17 protein-coding genes and 1 pseudogene are annotated in these 19,620 nt (G+C 39.4%); 8 read left to right on the top strand and 10 right to left on the bottom strand.

Annotated elements, in window-relative coordinates; all coding sequences use genetic code 11:
* Nucleotides 1–4: 4 nt before the first annotated feature.
* The 7 genes and pseudogenes from odhB to sdhC all read right to left on the bottom strand — a co-directional run bounded on the left by odhB (nt 5) and on the right by sdhC (nt 7,947).
* A complete protein-coding gene (odhB, locus tag F984_RS22155; RefSeq protein WP_002051292.1) occupies nt 5–1,198 on the bottom strand; it encodes a 2-oxoglutarate dehydrogenase complex dihydrolipoyllysine-residue succinyltransferase in 1,194 nt (397 codons plus the stop codon).
* Nucleotides 1,198–4,038 (bottom strand): 2-oxoglutarate dehydrogenase E1 component, encoded by a 2,841-nt coding sequence (locus tag F984_RS22150; protein ID WP_002051480.1) that lies wholly within the window; start codon nt 4,036–4,038, stop codon nt 1,198–1,200. The genes odhB and F984_RS22150 overlap by 1 nt, the downstream gene beginning before the upstream one ends.
* Before the next feature lie 157 nt (nt 4,039–4,195).
* Nucleotides 4,196–4,324, bottom strand: a pseudogene (locus tag F984_RS22730) (hypothetical protein).
* A gap of 283 nt (nt 4,325–4,607) precedes the next feature.
* Nucleotides 4,608–5,318, bottom strand: coding sequence for a succinate dehydrogenase iron-sulfur subunit (locus F984_RS22145; protein WP_002051353.1), 711 nt, complete (start codon nt 5,316–5,318; stop codon nt 4,608–4,610).
* Nucleotides 5,319–5,332: 14 nt separating this feature from the next.
* Complete coding sequence (gene sdhA / locus F984_RS22140; protein WP_002051114.1) at nt 5,333–7,168, bottom strand: succinate dehydrogenase flavoprotein subunit; 1,836 nt, start codon at nt 7,166–7,168, stop codon at nt 5,333–5,335.
* Between the two features lie 12 nt (nt 7,169–7,180).
* Nucleotides 7,181–7,546 (bottom strand): succinate dehydrogenase, hydrophobic membrane anchor protein, encoded by a 366-nt coding sequence (sdhD, locus tag F984_RS22135; RefSeq protein ID WP_000833672.1) that lies wholly within the window; start codon nt 7,544–7,546, stop codon nt 7,181–7,183.
* On the bottom strand, nt 7,546–7,947 hold the full coding sequence (sdhC, locus tag F984_RS22130; RefSeq protein WP_001984863.1) for a succinate dehydrogenase, cytochrome b556 subunit: 402 nt from the start codon (nt 7,945–7,947) through the stop codon (nt 7,546–7,548). Before sdhC ends, sdhD begins: the two co-directional genes overlap by 1 nt.
* A gap of 953 nt (nt 7,948–8,900) precedes the next feature.
* Here sdhC and gltA point away from each other — a divergent pair.
* The gene (gltA, locus tag F984_RS22125) at nt 8,901–10,175 is read left to right on the top strand and encodes a citrate synthase (protein ID WP_001287579.1); all 1,275 of its coding nucleotides are present in this window, start codon (nt 8,901–8,903) and stop codon (nt 10,173–10,175) included.
* A gap of 70 nt (nt 10,176–10,245) precedes the next feature.
* On the opposite strand, the gene F984_RS22120 is transcribed toward gltA, so the two are convergent.
* A complete protein-coding gene (locus F984_RS22120) occupies nt 10,246–10,731 on the bottom strand; it encodes a DUF1289 domain-containing protein (protein ID WP_002051256.1) in 486 nt (161 codons plus the stop codon).
* 111 nt (nt 10,732–10,842) lie between these two features.
* Here F984_RS22120 and trhO point away from each other — a divergent pair, with 111 nt between their 5' ends.
* Nucleotides 10,843–11,775 (top strand): oxygen-dependent tRNA uridine(34) hydroxylase TrhO, encoded by a 933-nt coding sequence (gene trhO, locus F984_RS22115; protein ID WP_002051550.1) that lies wholly within the window; start codon nt 10,843–10,845, stop codon nt 11,773–11,775.
* Between the two features lie 122 nt (nt 11,776–11,897).
* On the opposite strand, the gene F984_RS22110 is transcribed toward trhO, so the two are convergent.
* Both F984_RS22110 and F984_RS22105 read right to left on the bottom strand, forming a co-directional pair.
* Nucleotides 11,898–12,422, bottom strand: a complete 525-nt coding sequence (locus F984_RS22110) for a YecA/YgfB family protein (RefSeq protein WP_004712255.1) — start codon at nt 12,420–12,422, stop codon at nt 11,898–11,900.
* Nucleotides 12,423–12,495: 73 nt separating this feature from the next.
* On the bottom strand, nt 12,496–12,702 hold the full coding sequence (locus F984_RS22105; RefSeq protein ID WP_000099358.1) for a PA3496 family putative envelope integrity protein: 207 nt from the start codon (nt 12,700–12,702) through the stop codon (nt 12,496–12,498).
* 358 nt (nt 12,703–13,060) lie between these two features.
* On the opposite strand from F984_RS22105, the gene rpoD reads away from it, so the two are divergent.
* From rpoD to F984_RS22075, 6 genes are all read left to right on the top strand, one after another.
* A complete protein-coding gene (gene rpoD / locus F984_RS22100) occupies nt 13,061–14,947 on the top strand; it encodes an RNA polymerase sigma factor RpoD (protein ID WP_004712253.1) in 1,887 nt (628 codons plus the stop codon).
* Between the two features lie 97 nt (nt 14,948–15,044).
* A complete protein-coding gene (locus F984_RS22095; RefSeq protein ID WP_002051390.1) occupies nt 15,045–15,332 on the top strand; it encodes a YbeD family protein in 288 nt (95 codons plus the stop codon).
* 182 nt (nt 15,333–15,514) lie between these two features.
* On the top strand, nt 15,515–16,168 hold the full coding sequence (lipB, locus tag F984_RS22090; protein WP_004712250.1) for a lipoyl(octanoyl) transferase LipB: 654 nt from the start codon (nt 15,515–15,517) through the stop codon (nt 16,166–16,168).
* Between the two features lie 80 nt (nt 16,169–16,248).
* Complete coding sequence (locus F984_RS22085) at nt 16,249–16,782, top strand: hypothetical protein (RefSeq protein ID WP_004712248.1); 534 nt, start codon at nt 16,249–16,251, stop codon at nt 16,780–16,782.
* Nucleotide 16,783: 1 nt separating this feature from the next.
* Nucleotides 16,784–17,968, top strand: a complete 1,185-nt coding sequence (locus F984_RS22080) for an iron-containing alcohol dehydrogenase (RefSeq protein ID WP_004712246.1) — start codon at nt 16,784–16,786, stop codon at nt 17,966–17,968.
* Between the two features lie 265 nt (nt 17,969–18,233).
* Nucleotides 18,234–19,619 (top strand): APC family permease, encoded by a 1,386-nt coding sequence (locus F984_RS22075; RefSeq protein ID WP_025469388.1) that lies wholly within the window; start codon nt 18,234–18,236, stop codon nt 19,617–19,619.
* Nucleotide 19,620: the final 1 nt, after the last annotated feature.

Genomic DNA, 19,620 nt, shown 5'->3' with positions numbered 1-19,620 from the left:
GAAATTAAAGATCAAGGATGAGTTTAGCTGGCTCTTCTAACAATTCTTTGATTGCTACTAAGAAACCTACAGCTTCTTTACCATCGATCATACGGTGGTCGTAAGAAAGCGCTAAGTACATCATTGGCAAGATTTCAACTTGACCATTTACCGCCATAGGACGCTCTTGGATTTTGTGCATACCCAAGATACCAGTTTGCGGCTGGTTCAAAATAGGAGTTGAAAGCAATGAACCGAAAGTACCACCGTTAGTGATAGTGAAAGTACCACCAGTCATTTCTTCGATAGATAATTTACCATCACGTGCTTTAGCAGCATAAGCAGCAATACCTGCTTCAACTTCTGCGTAGCTCATACGGTCCGTATCACGTAATACTGGTACAACAAGACCACGATCAGAAGATACTGCAACACCGATGTCATAGTAACCGTGATAAACGATATCGTCGCCATCAATTGAAGCATTTACAGCTGGGTAACGTTTAAGCGCTTCAGTTGCTGCTTTAACGAAGAATGACATGAAGCCTAAACGAGCACCATGACGTTTTTCGAAAGCATCTTTATATTGCTTACGCAATTCCATGATTGGCTTCATGTTAACTTCGTTAAATGTAGTTAACATTGCAGTTTCTTGAGTAGCTGCAAGAAGACGCTCAGCAACACGTTTACGTAAACGAGTCATTGGAACGCGTTTTTCGATACGCTCGCCAACAGCAACGCTTAACGGAGTAACGTTAGCAGCTGGTTTAGCTTGATGGTTTGCAACATCTTCTTTAGTGATACGACCACCACGACCAGTACCTTGTACGTCAGAAGCAGCAATACCAGATTCAGTTAACGCTTTACGAACCGCAGGAGCTTGATCAGACACAGTTTCTGTACGCTCAACAACAGGAGCTGCACCAGCTTGAGTTTGAGCAACTGCTTGTTCTACTGCTGCAGGAGCAGCAGCTGCGCCAGCACCAGCTTCGAATTGGGCAATAACTTCGTCAGAAAGAACTGTATCGCCTTCACCTTTAATGATTGCAACCAAGCTACCATCTGCAGGAGCAACAACTTCTAAAACAACTTTGTCGGTTTCAATATCACAGATTACTTCATCACGTGATACAGGTTCACCCACCTTTTTATGCCAAGTTGCGATGGTGCCATCTGCAACAGACTCTGGGAATACCGGTGCTTTAATTTCGGTTGCCATTATTGAGAATCTCCTGATTGTTCAGCTTCGATTGCCAATGCATCATTAATTAGCTGAGCTTGTTGTTTTGCATGCAAGTACGGTGAGCCACAAGCTGGTGCAGCAGAAGCTTCACGACCTGCAAAACTGATACGGATTTGTTTGCCAGATTTTAAGATATCGTCATATAAACGCGGTGCGATAAACAACCAAGCGCCTTGGTTCTTCGGCTCTTCTTGTGCCCAAACGAGTTCTTTCACATTTGGATAAGCAGCCAAGATTTCTGCAAGACGTTGCTCTGGATATGGATACAACTGTTCAATACGTACGATTGCAACATTAGTTAAGTTTTGTTCACGACGTTTTTCGAGTAAGTCGTAATAAACTTTACCGCCACAAAGTACGAGACGAGTTACATCTGACTTGTTAATTTGATCGATTTCGTCAATTACAGTCTGGAATGAACCATGTGCTAGCTCTTCTAAAGTAGAAGTTGCAAGTTTATGACGAAGTAAAGATTTCGGTGACATTACGATTAATGGCTTACGAATTGGGCGTACAGCCTGACGACGTAATGCATGGAAAATCTGTGCAGGTGTCGTTGGAGTGATCACTTGCATGTTGTCTTCAGCACATAACTGTAAGAAACGTTCTAAACGAGCTGAAGAGTGCTCTGGACCTTGACCCTCGAAACCATGTGGTAACAACATCGTTAAACCACAAACACGCTCCCACTTAGTCTCACCAGAAGCAATAAACTGATCAATCACAACTTGAGCACAGTTTACGAAGTCACCAAATTGTGCTTCCCAAATAATTAAGCTCTTAGGAATTGTAGTTGCGTAACCATATTCAAATGCAAGAACTGCTTCTTCAGATAACAAAGAATCGTAAATCGCGAAACGTGGTTGGTTCTCTTTAACATGACAAAGAGGAATGTAAGTTGAACCATCAACTTGGTTATGCAATTTCGCATGACGGTGTGAGAAGGTACCACGACCTACGTCTTCACCAGTAATACGAACTAGATAGTCTTCATCCAATAAAGTCGCATAAGCTAAAGTTTCTGCTGCACCCCAGTTTAAAGGAGTTTCGCCAGTTTGCATTTTCACGCGATCTTCAATTACTTTTTGAACCTGACGCTGCATTACAAACCCTTCAGGAAGTTTGCTCATGCCCTCGCCTAATTCTTTAAGGCGGTTCAAGTCAAATGAAGTATCCCAATCGTCTGTATAGTCATGGCCCAAATATGGAGTCCAATCAACAAACATTTTGGTATTTGGTTCAAGAATCAATGCATTTGCTACATGATTACCCGCTTCTAAATCAGAACGGTAATCTTCAACCATTTGATCAGCTTCAGCACGATCAAGTACTTTCTCTTGTACAAGTTGATCAGCATAAAGTGTACGAGTAGTTGCTTTCTTCGCAATTACTTGATACATCAATGGTTGTGTACCAGATGGCTCATCCGCTTCGTTATGACCACGACGGCGATAACAGAACAAATCGATAACAACATCTTTACGGAATTCGTGACGGAAATCATGTGCTAATTGAGTAGCAAAGATAACAGCTTCAGGATCATCACCATTTACATGGAAAATCGGTGCCTGAATCATTTTAGCAACGTCTGTACAGTACTCTGTAGAACGAGCATCACGTGGATCAGAAGTTGTGAAACCAACTTGGTTATTCACAATAATATGAACCGTACCACCAACTGTATAGCCACGAGTTTGTGACATTTGGAAGGTTTCCATGTTCACGCCTTGACCTGCAAATGCAGCATCACCATGAACAATAACTGGCAATACGTCATCACCGCCGATGTCTCTACGACGTACTTGACGCGCACGCACAGAACCTTCAACTACAGGACCAACAATTTCCAAGTGAGATGGGTTAAATGCCAATGCCAAGTGAACTTCACCACCTGGAGTCATTACATTACTTGAGAAACCTTGGTGGTATTTAACGTCACCAGAACCTTTCTTATGAAGTGATTTACCTTCGAACTCACCAAACAAGTCCGCCGGATTTTTACCCATAATATTAACAAGAAGGTTCAAACGGCCACGGTGTGGCATACCGATAACAACTTCTTTACAACCTACAGCACCAGCACGCTGGATAATCTCATTTACCATAGGAATAAAAGATTCGCCGCCTTCAACACCAAAGCGTTTAGCACCGACGTATTTATTACCGAGATATTTTTCTAGCCCCTCAGCAGCAGTTAAACGCTCTAAGAAGCCTTTCTTTTGATCATTTGAGAAATTGAATTTACCACGGGCACTTTCAAGACGCTGTTGAATCCAACGTTTTTCTTTTGTGTCCACGATGTGCATGTATTCAACACCGATTGAACCACAATAGATTGCTTCCATTGCTTCAATCATTTCGGCAAGCGTTGCTTCGCTCTTGCCAATCTCAAGATTGCCTGTATTGAATACTGTATCTAAATCTGATTTGGTTAAACCGTGTGCTGAAAGATCTAAATCAGGAATATCTTCACGCTTAGCAAGACCTAATGGATCTAATTTAGCTTTTTGATGTCCGCGATTGCGATAAGCAGCAATAAGTTGTAAAACGCCAATTTGACGACGCTCATGCTCAGTACTTACAGTACTTTGTACAACAGGTTGAACACGATTAGCATTACGTCCTAGTAATAGGAATTGCTCACGCACAGCGCTGTGTGGTTGGTCACCCTTTGGATATTTATCGAAATATTGGCGCCAGTCCTCAGCGACGGAGGTTGGGGAAGTCAGGTACTGCTCGTAAAGTTCTTCAATATACGCTGCACTATCAGCGGAAAGTTCAGTGTCAAGACGCAATGCGTCAGCAACTTCTTGCATTTGTGGACCCATTTCCTATTGCAAAAAATATTACAGGCTGCCTTTTAAGCACACCCATGATGCATAATGTCAAATTGGTAAAAATGACACTACTTACCCAACAGGTCTTCAAGACCATGGGGCGTCATACTACCTAGAGAGAAAACTCCATAGGTAATTAATGAATCACAACGCCCTCAATGGCATCATCACTCACCTTATACTCGATTAAAACCGAGCAATTTTTTGCAAATCTTTTTAGAAAAATTAACTATACAATTAACTTTTCTAAAATGACTTTGACCATAAAAATTAAGCACTGATCTAAGATCGTGCCACTTAATTTAATTTCACTAGTATACGCTTTTTTTACCTACAACTTTGTGGCAAATCGTATCATGTTCTTAACGAACGATTGATTTTTTTGACACATACCATCTATAAATTGGCGAAATACATATCCAATTTTATCTATTAATATATGGTGCTTTATATAAAAACCCCTCTTTTAACGACTAAAGTATAAGACGTCTATTATAAAATTAAAAAAAAACGCACATCAAGGATGTGCGTTCTCTATTTGTGCAGAATTAACCCGCTTGATCTAACAACATATTACGGATGTGACCAATAGCTTTTGTTGGATTCAAACCCTTAGGACATACTGACACACAGTTCATGATACCTTTACAGCGGAACAAACTGAATGGATCGTCAAGACGAGCCAAACGATCTGCTGTCGCAGTATCACGAGAATCGATAATAAAACGGTATGCATTCAACAATGCTGAAGGACCCAAGAATTTATCAGGGTTCCACCAGAATGATGGGCATGAAGTTGAACAACATGCACAAAGAATACACTCATACAAACCATTTAAGTGTTCACGCTCTTCCGGAGACTGTAAACGCTCTTTAGGTGGAGCTGGCTGGTTATTGATCAAGAATGGCTGAATTTTGTCATATTGATCATAGAATTGGTTCATATCAACAACCAAATCTTTAACAACCGGCAAACCTGGCAATGGACGAATTACGATTTTCTCTGGTAGGTCATTAAGGTTTTGCAAGCAAGCTAAACCATTTTTACCATTGATGTTCACACCATCAGAACCACAAATACCTTCACGGCAAGAGCGACGGAATGTTAACGTTTCGTCTTGAACTTTCAAAGCAAGCAATGCATCAAGCAACATACGGTGCTTATCAGTCAATTCAAGTTTGAAAGTTTGCATGTATGGCGCTTTATCCTTATCAGGATCATAGCGGTAGATTTCGAATGTACGAGTACCTCTACTCATCTTTATACTCCCGATTAGAATGTACGTGGTGCTGGTGGAATTGGATCAACAGTTAACGGCTTGAAGCGCACTGGCTTATATTCCAAACGGTTATCTGATGAATACCATAAAGTATGTTTCATCCACTCATCATCACGGCGACCGTATGAATAAGTTGGGTGATCAGCTGGTAATTCATAGTCAACTACCGTATGCGCACCACGACATTCTTTACGCGCAGCAGCTGAAATTAATGTAGCTTTTGCAACTTCATATAAGTTTTCAACTTCAAGCGCTTCAACACGTGCAGTGTTAAATACTTTAGATTTATCTTTCAAGTGAATGTTACGCACACGCGGTTCAAGAGCAAGAATCTCTTTAACACCTTTATCAAGCAATGCTTGAGTACGGAACACACCAGCGTGGTCTTGAACGATATCACGAATTGCATCAGCAACTTCTTGTGCATTTTCACCAGAAGTTGATTCATCCAACTTACGTACGCGATTTAAAGTTTGCTCTAATACGTTTGTTGGAAGCGGTGCATATTCATCACCATGATGCTTAGTTACGTAGTCGATAATGTGCTCACCAGCAGCTTTACCAAATACAACCAAGTCAAGAAGTGAGTTAGTACCTAAACGGTTTGCACCATGTACTGATACGCAAGAACATTCACCAATTGCATAGAAACCTTTTACAGGTTTAGTGTAGTTGTCTGTACCAGGTTCTGGTAAGCACACTTGACCATGCATATTCGTAGGAATACCACCCATTTGATAATGGATTGTTGGCACTACTGGAATTGGTTCTTTAGTAATGTCTACGTTTGCGAATTTTTTACCGATCTCAAATACAGATGGTAAACGCTTCATGATTGTGTCAGCACCTAAGTGAGTCATATCAAGTAAGATATAATCACCTTTTGGACCACAACCACGACCTTCTTTAATTTCCTGGTCCATAGAGCGTGATACGAAGTCACGTGGAGCCAAGTCTTTTAAAGTCGGTGCATAACGTTCCATGAACGGTTCGCCGTCTTTGTTACGAAGGATCGCACCTTCACCACGACAACCTTCAGTTAACAATACACCTGCGCCCGCAACACCCGTAGGGTGAAATTGCCAGAATTCCATATCTTGTAATGGAATGCCAGCACGAGCAGCCATACCAAGACCGTCACCAGTGTTGATATAAGCATTTGTTGATGCACGGTAAACACGACCAGCACCACCAGTTGCAAACAATGTTGCTTTTGCTTGGAATACGGCAATATTACCAGTTTCTTGGTCAATTGCAGTCACACCAAGCACATCACCTGCTTCGTTACGGATCAAATCAAGAGCGATCCATTCAACGAAGAATTGAGTACCCATTTTCACGTTGCTTTGATAAAGCGTGTGCAATAATGCGTGACCAGTACGGTCAGCAGCAGCACAAGCACGTGGAACTGGTTTATCACCATAGTTCGCAGAGTGACCACCGAACGGACGTTGGTAAATTGTACCATCAGCGTTACGGTCAAACGGCATACCCATGTGTTCAAGTTCATACACAACTTTTGGTGCTTCACGACACATAAATTCAATTGCGTCTTGGTCACCTAACCAGTCAGAACCTTTTACCGTATCGTAAAAGTGGAAATGCCAGTTATCTTCTTGCATGTTACCTAACGACGCACCGATACCGCCCTGAGCAGCAACTGTATGTGAACGTGTTGGGAAAACTTTAGTAAGTACAGCAACTTTCAAACCTGCTTGAGCAAGTTGGTAAGATGCACGCATACCAGAACCACCACCACCAACGATAACAGCATCGAAAGTGAGGTTTTGAATATTTGAATAATCTTCTTTAGGGTTTATCGCGCCCATGATATCTTCCTATCAATTCGCCCAGAAAATCTGGATACCCCAGATTGCGTACACAAACACTGCAATAATGACAGCCGTAGTCAGTACAAGGCGTAAACCTTTCGCTGAAGGACCCATTTGACGAGTAGTGACATAGTCAGTGAAAACTTGCCACATACCAATCCATGCGTGTGCGATAAGCGACAAAATTGCCAATAAAGAGAAAATCTTCATTGGTAATGTCATCATGAAGCCAGCCCATTGTTGATAGTCAAATCCGCCTTTGCAGAGAATCCAACCAAAAAGAACAACAGTATAAGCTGCCAATACCACAGCACTTACACGCTGGATAAACCAATCACGAGAACCTGAACCTGTTAAACCTGTAGCACTTTTCATTAGAACATAATCCATACAAAGGCTGCGATAATGGCTACCACAGATAAGATCAATGAAATTGTCGCTGCAATACGACCGCTTTGCAGTTCTTCAGCAAAACCTAGATCTGCAAGCAAATGCTTAACCCCAGCAATAAAGTGGAAAATTAAGCCGGCTACAAATACCCACACGACAAAACGTACAAGGATATTTCCGAAAACGACATTTTTAACGTAGTCAAATCCTTCTGGTGAAGATAATGATTTATCTAGAATCCATAAGAGAACTGGTACTAATAAGAAAACGATGACACCTGATAAACGGTGTAAAATTGATGCAATAGCCACGGGTGAGCGTAAATTTACCGCTAACACCTGACCCATGGACAAATTGACAGGTCTGTTGCTTTTCACAGCGGGCATCCTGTAGGTAGAAACTCCGACCGGAGTTTGTTGAATTAATTCCAAGGAAAGCTGGCATTGTTAGGCAAGCACAGCTCATGCCTAACCTATAAACGACACTGAATTATAAAACGCGAAATATCAAAATACAAACAATCCACTTTGCCTTTTCCGCAAAAACTCATTAAATAAGAATCATTCACACAGCCAAACAGTAGTCTTCCCTATCCAAAATTTAAGACTAAACAAAACATGTGCTTGTTTAACAACATCTTTTATAAAAAATATCTTTTCTACTGCTTTATCTAAAATAAGTGAGTTTTAGACTAAAGATAAAGTTAATAATTCATCAAGCCTAATCAAAATCATAAACCAAATTTACCGTTACATACTAATTTTAATCATTTTTATTTTAAAAATATCCACTATCATCATTTACCTTAAATGTAATAAAGAGCTACTTGACTCTTAACAGTGAGTAGTATTTTTACAAAAAAAGAATTTTAAATTTTTAAGGATGTTCAACAAGCTATTTTTTAAACAATTAAACTTAAAAAAAGTACAACTTTTGGAATTATCAAATAGTGATAATTAGACAATTTTTGAATCGCAATTTAAAATTACAGACTGAGTTTTATAATTTTTTTAAGCGGATTGGCATTTTATGACCACCTCCGATTCTTAATTGTAATTTAAAAATTTGCTTACAATTGTACTCACGCTTCATTTTTTTTCTGCACGTTCTTCTTGAATTGACTTATGATACCATCCCGATGCAGTGATTTTACTGACTTTTTTGCTCGGGTCTTGATGACTAACTCTCTGTGGGAACGTCATTTTTTATCCATAAGTATAATTGACAAAATTTCAGTACTCACTAATCTTATAGCAAATTTTGACACCGTCTGATTCGCACATGAGAAAATTAGGATTTCGAGTCAGATAATCATTCACCAGGACAGGAGATCTATTGAATGTCTGAAGCAACTGGCAAAAAAGCCGTATTACATCTTGATGGCAAAGAAATTGAATTACCAATTTACAGTGGCACATTAGGTCCCGATGTAATCGACGTTAAAGATGTATTGGCCTCAGGTCACTTTACTTTTGATCCTGGTTTTATGGCGACAGCTTCATGCGAGTCTAAAATCACATTTATCGATGGTGACAAAGGTATTTTATTACACCGCGGTTACCCGATTGACCAGTTAGCGACTCAAGCAGACTACCTTGAAACTTGTTATTTATTATTAAATGGTGAGTTACCAACTGCTGAACAAAAAGTTGAGTTCGATGCGAAAGTTCGTGCTCACACTATGGTTCACGATCAAGTTAGCCGTTTCTTCAATGGTTTCCGTCGTGACGCACACCCTATGGCAATCATGGTTGGTGTAGTTGGCGCATTATCTGCGTTCTATCACAACAACCTTGACATTGAAGACATCAACCACCGCGAAATTACTGCGATTCGTTTGATTGCTAAAATTCCAACGCTTGCTGCTTGGAGCTACAAATATACTGTAGGTCAGCCATTCATCTATCCACGTAACGACTTAAATTACGCGGAAAACTTCTTACACATGATGTTTGCAACTCCTGCAGACCGTGACTACAAAGTAAACCCTGTTCTTGCGCGTGCAATGGATCGTATTTTCACGCTTCATGCTGACCACGAACAAAACGCTTCTACGTCTACAGTTCGTCTTGCCGGTTCTACTGGTGCGAATCCATATGCGTGTATCTCTGCTGGTATCTCTGCTCTTTGGGGACCTGCACACGGTGGCGCGAACGAAGCAGTTCTTAAAATGCTTGATGAAATCGGTAGCGTTGAAAATGTTGCTGAGTTCATGGAAAAAGTTAAACGCAAAGAAGTTAAACTTATGGGCTTCGGTCACCGCGTTTACAAAAACTTCGACCCACGTGCTAAAGTGATGAAGCAAACTTGTGACGAAGTTCTTGAAGCATTAGGTATCAACGATCCTCAATTAGCGCTTGCTATGGAACTTGAACGTATTGCATTGAACGACCCGTACTTTGTTGAACGTAAACTTTACCCTAACGTAGACTTCTACTCTGGTATCATCCTTAAAGCGATTGGTATCCCAACAGAAATGTTTACTGTTATCTTCGCTCTTGCACGTACAGTTGGCTGGATCAGCCACTGGTTAGAAATGCACAGCGGTCCTTACAAAATTGGTCGTCCACGTCAGCTTTACACTGGTGAAGTGCAACGTGACATCAAGCGTTAATATTCGAAAGAACATTAATGTAAAAAAGCTGCCTAATGGCAGCTTTTTTTATAAATAAGTTTTTTAAAAGTTATTCTTCTTCAAACATATTTAACAAGTGATGACTAATACCATCAGCTCTTAACCAAGCCAACTCATAACTTGCTTTTGCCAGAGCTAAAACACGTCTTTCAAATTCAGTCCATATGTCTTTAACTTGTGCTTCTGAAATACCCAAACCACTTTCAGATGCAAGATGCTTATTTTTTTCACATATTTTTAAGGCATGATAGAGTTTACGGCCTTTACTCGCCCCTTCCATTAACCGAACACGCTTACTTAATATAAACCCTTCCACATGCTGGATATTTGCCTGTGGCAACATAGGCACCAAAATTTGGTCTAATTGATCATCTAAGCGCTTCCAGACAGCTAAACGCTGCTCTACTGTATAAGTATTCCATTGAATTACTTCATGGTTAAAACGGCGACAACCACGACATACTTGATCACCAAAAACTGTTGAACAACGCCCTGCACATGGGGTGAGAGAGAGCGTTCGATGATCATTACTCAAAACAAACTCCTTAAATAAACCATATACTTTTTATGGTTTTCTCGCTTATTACAAATTTTCGCGCTAAAATACGCGCCTTAAATTTCTATCTTAATACATTTGGAGTATTCCATGAACGCTACTGTAGAACAGCTTGCACCTGTAGAACAGCAAGCGACCGCGGGTTGGGTTGTTGCAGCACTATATCAATTTAAAGAAGTTCAAGATCCGGCCGATCTTCAACAACGTCTTTTAGACTTAGTGAAAACAATTAACCTTTGCGGAACTCTGATTGTAGCAGGTGAAGGAATTAATGGTACGGTTGCAGGAGACCGTGAGGCAATTGATACAATTCATCAATTTTTATTAAATGAAGGCTTCAATGCTATGGAATATAAAGAATCCCATAGCTCTGACAAACCTTTCCGTAAAATGAAAATTAAGCTTAAAAAAGAAATTGTGACTTTAGGCGTAGAAGTAAAACCTCGTGATTTAGTTGGTCACTATCTTGATCCTAAAGAATGGAATGAGCTTATTGCACGCGATGATGTCATCTTAATCGACACACGTAATGACTATGAATACAAAGCCGGTACTTTCAAAGGTGCAATTGACCCTAAAACAGAAACATTCCGCGAATTTCCTGAGTACGTTAAAAAAGAATTAGAACAGCATAAAGATAAAAAAATTGCGATGTTCTGTACTGGTGGTATTCGTTGTGAAAAATCAACTTCTTTACTTCTTCAAGAAGGATTTAAAGAGGTTTATCACCTAAAAGGCGGTATTCTCAAATATTTAGAAGAAACACCAGCTGATGAAAGTCTTTGGGAAGGTGAATGTTTCGTATTTGACGGACGTACTGCGGTAACTCATGGTGTCGAAGAAGGCGCAAACATTAAATGTCATGCTTGTGGCTGGCCTTTAACTCCTGAAGAATCAGCGCTACCAAGCTATGAACATGGTGTTTCTTGCGTATATTGCATCGATAAAACGACAGAGAAACAAAAAGCCGGTTTCCGTATGCGCCAGTCACAAATTGCTGCTGCTAAGCGTAAACGCCTATAAAATTAAAAAGTAACTTTAAAAGGCATTTAGTTTTCTAAATGCCTTTTTTTGTTTCTCCTAAATAAGTGCTAATAATAAAAAACGCCCTAGAAAGGACGTTATTTATTATTTCTTCTAATAAATTAATTTGGAGTATGGTACATCAAATATAATTCATTCAAATTATCTGGAATTTCTTCTGCCAGTTCATCCATTAACTGTCCATTGCGACGGAAAGACTCCATTTGTGGATCTTCTTCATCAATTCCACTAAAAACCATGATAGGTAAAGTCAAATCAACCAATTGTTCTTCATACTCAGGAGCAAACCATGCCTCTTCATTTAAGAACATTGCATCAACAAACCCTACACTCCAATCGCCTAGGCTTGATTCAACATCAGCTTCTTCAACTTCAAATGGAAATTCAATCCCATTTTCATTTGCTAAATCTTGACGAATCGACTCTAGCCAAACCTTGATTTGCTGAATAATTTCTGCCGGAACCTTTTTCTGGTTACCTTCGAATAATTCATCTAACCAGCGGTCAAACTGAGGGCCTACTGCAATTGCACACAAAAAACCATGAGTTGCAGCAAAGTCTAGACCATACTCATTTTGGTCTCCATCTAGATATTCACTTAACTGGTCTAAATCTAATGCACTCATTGTGTTACCTGACTTTAAAAAGAAATTGACGATAGCATAGCACTTAAGCCGACGATGCCCTATTTAGTTTTGATTAGTCTTCATCATCAAGATCATCATCGTCTAAATCATAATCGAAATCTTTTAACTCACGCTCTAAACGGCGCTGTGCTAATAGATCATCAATTAATCTACGCTTTTCCAACGATTCTTTTGCACTGATTTTGCCTGATGACTCATCAAAACCGACATCATCATCATCGCCGTAGTTATCATCTAGTTCAAAATCTGTAGAAGACACTAAAACTACCTCATAATGAAAAAATGTGAATGGGTCTAGCCGCTATTTATCTGTCTTACTTTTCCTTGTCAAGTTTTATTTATATTTTTTTCATTTAATTGCTCATTTGTACTTTTTTTCGCCCAAAAAATTGTGTATTTATAAAACAGCACAGTCTTTTGATAATCGAAGATTTCTACAAATTTTTCTATGATTTAAACTTGAAAAAAATGATTTTAGCCCAATATCCAAAAAATAGTCGTGAATTCAAAGATATTTTTTATTTAACGGTCACCGATCAAAGCCGAAACATTTCAAGCAAATTGTGCTATCATGCACGGTTTTTCACTGCCACAGATTCAACAAAGAGTAAGCAAAGATGAGCGATATGCATTCCCCTACTTCTCAAGTAGCGGCTCTGATTAGCCGAGGCAAAGAACAAGGTTACTTAACTTACGCTGAGGTTAACGATCATCTGCCGGACTCGATTACTGAAAGCGAACAGATTGAAGACATCATCCAAATGCTTCAAGACGTTGGTATTCCTGTACACGAGCGTGCACCTGAATCTGACGATACCATGTTCGGCGAATCAGCTGACGCAACTGATGAAGTTGCTGAAGAAGAAGCTGCTGCCGTACTTGCATCTGTTGAAAATGAGCCTGGACGTACGACAGACCCTGTACGTATGTACATGCGTGAAATGGGTACAGTAGAACTATTAACCCGTGAAGGTGAAATCAGCATTGCCAAACGTATTGAAGAAGGGATTCGTGATGTCCTAAACTCAATCGCTTACTGGCCAAATGCTGTTGAAGTTGTATTAAAAGAATATAATGATTTTTTAACTGGCGAACGCCGTCTTGCCGATATTTTATCTGGCTACCTCGATCCTGAAACTGATGAAGATATTCCTGAAGTTTTAGAAGAAGTTGAAGAGCTTGAGGAAGAAGACGAATCATCTACAAAGTCAACGAAAGAAGTTAAGCTTGATGATGACGATGAAGAAGAAGAGTCTGAAGGTGATGACGACTCTGAAGGTGATTCAGGCCCAGACCCTGAAGTTGCAAAAGTTCGTTTTGCTGAGTTAGAAGCTGCATGGGCTCAAACTAAAGCTGTGATTGAAAAACATGGCCGTAATAGCCCTGAAGCAAATGAAGCTCTTGAGTCTTTAGCAACTGTATTCATGATGTTTAAATTTACTCCACGTTTATTTGACATCATTTCAGAAATGATTCGCGGAACTCACGAGCAAATCCGTGCCAACGAACGTGAAATTATGCGTTATGCAGTGCGTCGTGGCCGTATGGATCGTACTCAATTCCGTACATCTTTCCCTAAACAAGAATCTAATCCAGCTTGGTTAGATGAACAAATTGCTAAAGCTCCTGCAGAAATCAAAGCTCATTTAGAAAAAGTTCGTCCAGATGTCTTAGCATTCCAGCAAAAGATTGCAGATATTGAGAAAGAACTTAATTTAAGCGTTGCTGAAATTAAAGATATTTCTAAACGTATGGCAATTGGTGAAGCCAAAGCACGTCGTGCAAAAAAAGAAATGGTAGAAGCTAACCTTCGTTTGGTAATTTCGATTGCGAAAAAATACACCAACCGTGGTTTACAGTTCCTTGACTTGATTCAAGAAGGGAACATTGGTTTGATGAAAGCCGTAGATAAGTTTGAATACCGTCGTGGTTATAAATTCTCGACTTATGCAACTTGGTGGATTCGTCAGGCAATTACCCGTTCTATTGCAGACCAAGCACGTACAATTCGTATTCCTGTACATATGATTGAAACGATTAACAAGATTAACCGTGTCTCTCGTCAATTGTTACAGGAAATGGGCCGTGAACCTACTCCAGAAGAGTTAGGTGAACGTTTAGAAATGGATGAGGTCAAAGTTCGTAAGGTTCTTAAAATTGCTAAAGAACCAATTTCAATGGAAACTCCAATCGGTGATGATGAAGATTCGCATCTTGGGGACTTTATTGAAGACCAGAACATCACTTCTCCAATTGATGCTGCGACTTCAGAAGGCTTAAAAGAAGCGACTCGTGAAGTTCTAGAAAACTTAACTGAACGTGAAGCTAAAGTATTAAAAATGCGTTTTGGTATCGATATGCCAACCGATCATACTTTAGAAGAAGTTGGTAAACAGTTTGATGTAACACGTGAACGTATTCGTCAAATCGAGGCGAAAGCATTACGTAAATTACGTCACCCTTCTCGTTCTGAACACTTGCGTTCTTTCTTAGAGAATGACTAAATTTTGAAATCTTGAAATTTCGACACTAGTCCCCATTTAATAGAAAGAGCTACAAACGCCTGCGATGATGCAGGCGTTTCACATGATGAGGTTACTTATGTTAGACCGCACTCCATCTCGCGAACTCCGTGAAGACCTTTGGGTATTTCCAATGGACTATCCAATTAAACTCATTGGCGATGCGGGTGAAGAATTACGTATAGCTGTAGTTGATATTCTAGTAAAACATTTCCCTGACTTTGACCAATCAACGTTAAAAGTACAAGAATCTCGTACAGGCAAATACCATTCATTAACCGCACAATTACGCTTTGATGAATTGGAACAAGTTCATGCTTTGTATGCAGACTTGGCTGCTTGTCCGCAAATAAGAACTGCACTTTAATTTTAAGATGCCATGACAACTTTAATGTCATGGCATTTTTATTTATAACAACCTTATTATAAATAATCACAAATATTTAGAACCGTTTAAGCAAAATACTTTAAACTCATCAAGAGCATACTCTCATGACTTAATGTTGTGAGCTGCCCTTCTGTTTAGTACGTCGCACAGGAAAATGTTTAATGAGCCTTGATAAACCCACTTTGATTATTCGTCAGTGGAACGATTTACAAGATTATCAAAGCAAATTCGAATTGATGAAGAACCTGACCAATCAACGTGATGAAAACACAGCAGACGAGCTGTGGTTGCTCCAGCATCACGAAGTCCTTACTCAAGGACAGGCTGGAAAACCAGAGCATATTCTAATTCCATCGAATATTCCTGTCGTTCAAACTGACCGTGGTGGACAAGTGACATGGCATGGACCAGGCCAACTGGTAGCTTACTTTATGTTTGACCTTAATCGACTAAAGTGGAATGTACGTACATTGGTTAGTTTTGCTGAACAATTTATGATTGATGTTTTAAAGAAATATAATATTGAAGCATATGCAAAACCTGATGCTCCAGGCGTATATGTAAATGATAGAAAAATTGGTTCCTTAGGTTTCAAAATTCGCCGTGGACGTAGTTATCACGGTTTAGCCCTAAACTTGGACTGTGCTCTAACTGGTTTTCAAACTATTAACCCTTGTGGTTATGCAGGGTTAGAAATGGTCCGCATAAAAGATTTAGTGACTCCATATCCATCATTTGAGCAACTTTGTCAGGACTTTATTGAGTATATTAAGGCCTCTGGGTTCTTTAATGACCCTGAAGTCAAAATTGAATAAATGATTTTGAGATGGAATAAAAATAGATTAGAGTAATTACTCTAAATTTGCTTTTGCATAATTTTAAGAAGGGATAGCAAGTGATTTCGACAAAAGCTGTAAAGCCCACTCTGCAACTTGCCTACGTTAAGCTCATGATGGATGTTGTTGGTCGTGGCTTAGTCATGGCGAGTCAAGTAGATAGTGAAATACAAGAGGAAGTGTCCAAATTTCCTGTTCACTTTGTACTTTCAATGAATGTCTTCCCAAATGGACCAGCATTTTTTGCTCGAGTGACAGAAGATAAACAATTAGAGCTGCTAAAAAGAGCGGAAAAAAAACCTGATTTAACCATTACATTTAAGCATGTAAGCCATGCTTTTTTGGTTTTTACTTTTCAGGAAAGTACAGCGCAAGCATATGCAAATGATCGAATGATTGCCGATGGAGATGTATCCGCAGGAATCCGTTTTGTTCGCTGCTTAAATAAGTTGGAAATTCTTATCTTACCTAAATTGGTTGCCTCATTAGCAGTCAAGCAATATCCAACCGAACTTACCCTAAAAGAAAAATTCAACGAAGCTGCAAATATTTATTTAAAAGTAGCTAAGTCTTACTTCAAGCGGAGCGCATAACATGGCTAAACCATATTACGAATTCTTTTGTCCTGTAAAAGTTATTGCCGGTAATGCTGCATTAGAACATATTCCGTTTGAACTCGCGACCTTGGGTGCAAAGCGTCCTCTTATCATTACCGATAAAGGTGTACGTGCAAATGGCTTATTAAATCCTATTGAAGCTGCATTTAGCACAACTGATGCTGTTATCGCTTATATCTTTGACGATGTTCCACCTGATTCAAGTCTTGAAGTTGTTCGCCTTGCAGCAGAAGCTTATCGTACCAATAAATGTGACGCGATTATTGCTGTGGGTGGAGGCTCTGTTATTGATACCTCTAAAGCAACTAATATTTTAGTTTCAGAAGGTGGAGATGACCTTCTTCAATATTCAGGCGCACATAACTTACCAAAACCACTAAAACCATTTTTTGTTATTCCAACTACATCAGGTACAGGTTCGGAAGTAACTATGGTGGCCGTAGTTTCGGATACACAAAGAAATGTTAAATTAGCATTTACTTCTGCGTATCTCATGCCACACGCAGCTATTTTAGATCCGCGCATGACATTAACTTTACCTCCCCACCTAACAGCAATGACAGGTATGGATGCGTTAACCCATTGTGTTGAGGCCTATACATGCTTGGCAGCAAATCCACTCAGTGATGCCTATGCAAGTGCAGGTATCAAAAAGATTAGTGAAAATCTATTCAATGTCTTGGAAAACCCAAATGACTCACAAGGGCGTTTAGAGCTAGCACAAGCATCGACTATGGCTGGTATTGCTTTTTCCAACTCAATGGTAGGGCTTGTACATTCTTTAGGTCATGCTTTAGGTGCAGTTGCCCACCTCCCTCATGGCCTATGTATGAATTTATTCCTACCTTATGTGCTTGAATATAATAAACAAGTCAATGGGCAGAAAATTAGTGAGTTACTATTACCACTTGCAGGTGCCGATATTTATGCCCAGACTCCTGCCAATCAACGTGCAGATAGAGCAATTGCAACAATTTTAGCGATGCGTGATCGCTTATTTAGTCTAACTAAATTACCACGTACTTTGCGCGAAACTGGCAAGGTTACTGAAGCACAGCTTGATGAAGTTGCAGAAAAAGCACTAAATGATGGCTCTATTATTTTTAACCCTAAAGAAGCAAGCTTAAAAGATATACGTGAGATCTTACAAAAAGCTTGGTAATTTAAGTTTTAGCTAGCTCAAGTAAAAACTTAAAGGTCTGATTTTTATAATAAATCAGACCTTTTTTATATCTATGAATTTTTATTCATCATTTTATTTGGAAATATGGCAAAAAATTTGCTAAAAATTCCACGAAAGTACTGACAATTTGCATCAATTTAGGATAGATTGGCGCACTTTATCTTTTATGTAGGGGGGATCGTTCGTCTCAAACGATCCTTAACACCAAGCTGATCCTTGATCAACGATTATGAGGATAACGCCGTTGACAAACTTATCTGGGACTAAACCAACAGCTAAACTTCAAAAGAATCTTGTGCTATGGCACATTATTATTATTGGTTTAGCTTATATTCAGCCATTAACTTTATTTGATACTTTTGGTTTAGTATCAGAACGAAGTGGTGGTCATGTACCTACTTCTTATATTTTTGCCTTAGTTGCAATTTTATTGACGTCGATCAGTTATGGACACATGATCAAACGCTATCCTTCTTCAGGATCGGCATATACCTACGCCCAAAAGTCAATTCACCCTAATGTTGGTTTTATGGTGGGTTGGTCATCTTGGCTAGACTATTTACTTTCACCACTCGTCAATATCATTTTGGCCGATATTTATTTAAGAGCATTGTTTCCGGAAGTAAATAATTGGTTATGGGTTATTGGCTTAACTGCATTAATGACTGTGATTAACTTATTCGGCGCACGTTTCGTTGCTCGTTTTAACAGTACAATTGTAGTTATTCAACTTGGTGTTATCTTTTACTTTGTTTATCAAGTATATACCTTGCTTACTCAAGGGGTATATGCTGATGGCACGCTGAATCCAGATAAATCAGAGCTATGGTCACTCACTCCTTTTTGGAATGATATGACTTCTATTAGTGCTTTGATTGGTGGTGCAACAGTACTGTGTTTTTCTTTTACAGGTTTTGATGCTTTATCTTCACTTGCCGAAGAAACAAAGGATGCTGAAAGAACGCTGCCAAAAGCGATTTTCTCAACAGCATTACTTGCTGGTGTCATCTTTATTATAAGTACTTACTTTATCCAGTTATATTTTCCAAGTAACCCAAATACTTATTTTAAGCCATTAGATGAATCACAACCTGTGATGGTTGCAGCAATTGGCAGTATTGCCTTTAAAACGTTAGTTTTATATTTTGCTGTAGTTGCAGTTATGGCATCGGGTATTTCAGCACACGCTGGCGTATCTCGCTTAATGTATGTAATGGGTCGTGATGGGGTTATCAATAAAAAGTTATTTGGTCATATTAGCCCAAGATTGCATACACCAACTTACAACATTCTTATTGTTGGTATAGTTGCATTATCTGCTGGCTTTTTAGACCTTGAACATATTGTTAACTTAATTAGTTTCGGGGCCTTAACTGCTTTTAGTTTTGTGAATTTCTCAGTAATTTCGCGCTATGCGCTTAGAGATGGTAAAAACAAATCTATTAAAGATATTATTAATTACATTATCGTACCAACGCTTGGCTTTGCCAGCGTGTTCCTAATGTGGTTGGAGATCGACAAGCTTGCTTTACAAATCGGCTTGGCTTGGGCAGTGGTTGGTGTAGGTTATCTTGCTTACAAAACCAAAGGCTTTAAATACAATGCTCCTCAACACAACGAGCATGAATAAT

Source organism: Acinetobacter nosocomialis NIPH 2119, assembly GCF_000368085.1.
Classification (GTDB): domain Bacteria; phylum Pseudomonadota; class Gammaproteobacteria; order Pseudomonadales; family Moraxellaceae; genus Acinetobacter; species Acinetobacter nosocomialis.
Note: the sequence above shows the minus strand (reverse complement) of the source record. Positions and strands in the feature narration are given on the sequence as shown.

Coding starts and splice junctions, on each gene's coding strand:
- odhB (WP_002051292.1), bottom strand. CDS start 1,198: ATGGCAACCGAAATTAAAGCACCGGTATTCCCAGAGTCTGTTGCAGAT.
- gltA (WP_001287579.1), top strand. CDS start 8,901: ATGTCTGAAGCAACTGGCAAAAAAGCCGTATTACATCTTGATGGCAAA.
- lipB (WP_004712250.1), top strand. CDS start 15,515: ATGAGCCTTGATAAACCCACTTTGATTATTCGTCAGTGGAACGATTTA.
- sdhD (WP_000833672.1), bottom strand. CDS start 7,546: ATGAAAAGTGCTACAGGTTTAACAGGTTCAGGTTCTCGTGATTGGTTT.
- F984_RS22080 (WP_004712246.1), top strand. CDS start 16,784: ATGGCTAAACCATATTACGAATTCTTTTGTCCTGTAAAAGTTATTGCC.
- sdhC (WP_001984863.1), bottom strand. CDS start 7,947: ATGCCCGCTGTGAAAAGCAACAGACCTGTCAATTTGTCCATGGGTCAG.
- trhO (WP_002051550.1), top strand. CDS start 10,843: ATGAACGCTACTGTAGAACAGCTTGCACCTGTAGAACAGCAAGCGACC.
- sdhA (WP_002051114.1), bottom strand. CDS start 7,168: ATGGGCGCGATAAACCCTAAAGAAGATTATTCAAATATTCAAAACCTC.
- F984_RS22145 (WP_002051353.1), bottom strand. CDS start 5,318: ATGAGTAGAGGTACTCGTACATTCGAAATCTACCGCTATGATCCTGAT.
- rpoD (WP_004712253.1), top strand. CDS start 13,061: ATGAGCGATATGCATTCCCCTACTTCTCAAGTAGCGGCTCTGATTAGC.
- F984_RS22110 (WP_004712255.1), bottom strand. CDS start 12,422: ATGAGTGCATTAGATTTAGACCAGTTAAGTGAATATCTAGATGGAGAC.
- F984_RS22095 (WP_002051390.1), top strand. CDS start 15,045: ATGTTAGACCGCACTCCATCTCGCGAACTCCGTGAAGACCTTTGGGTA.
- F984_RS22150 (WP_002051480.1), bottom strand. CDS start 4,038: ATGCAAGAAGTTGCTGACGCATTGCGTCTTGACACTGAACTTTCCGCT.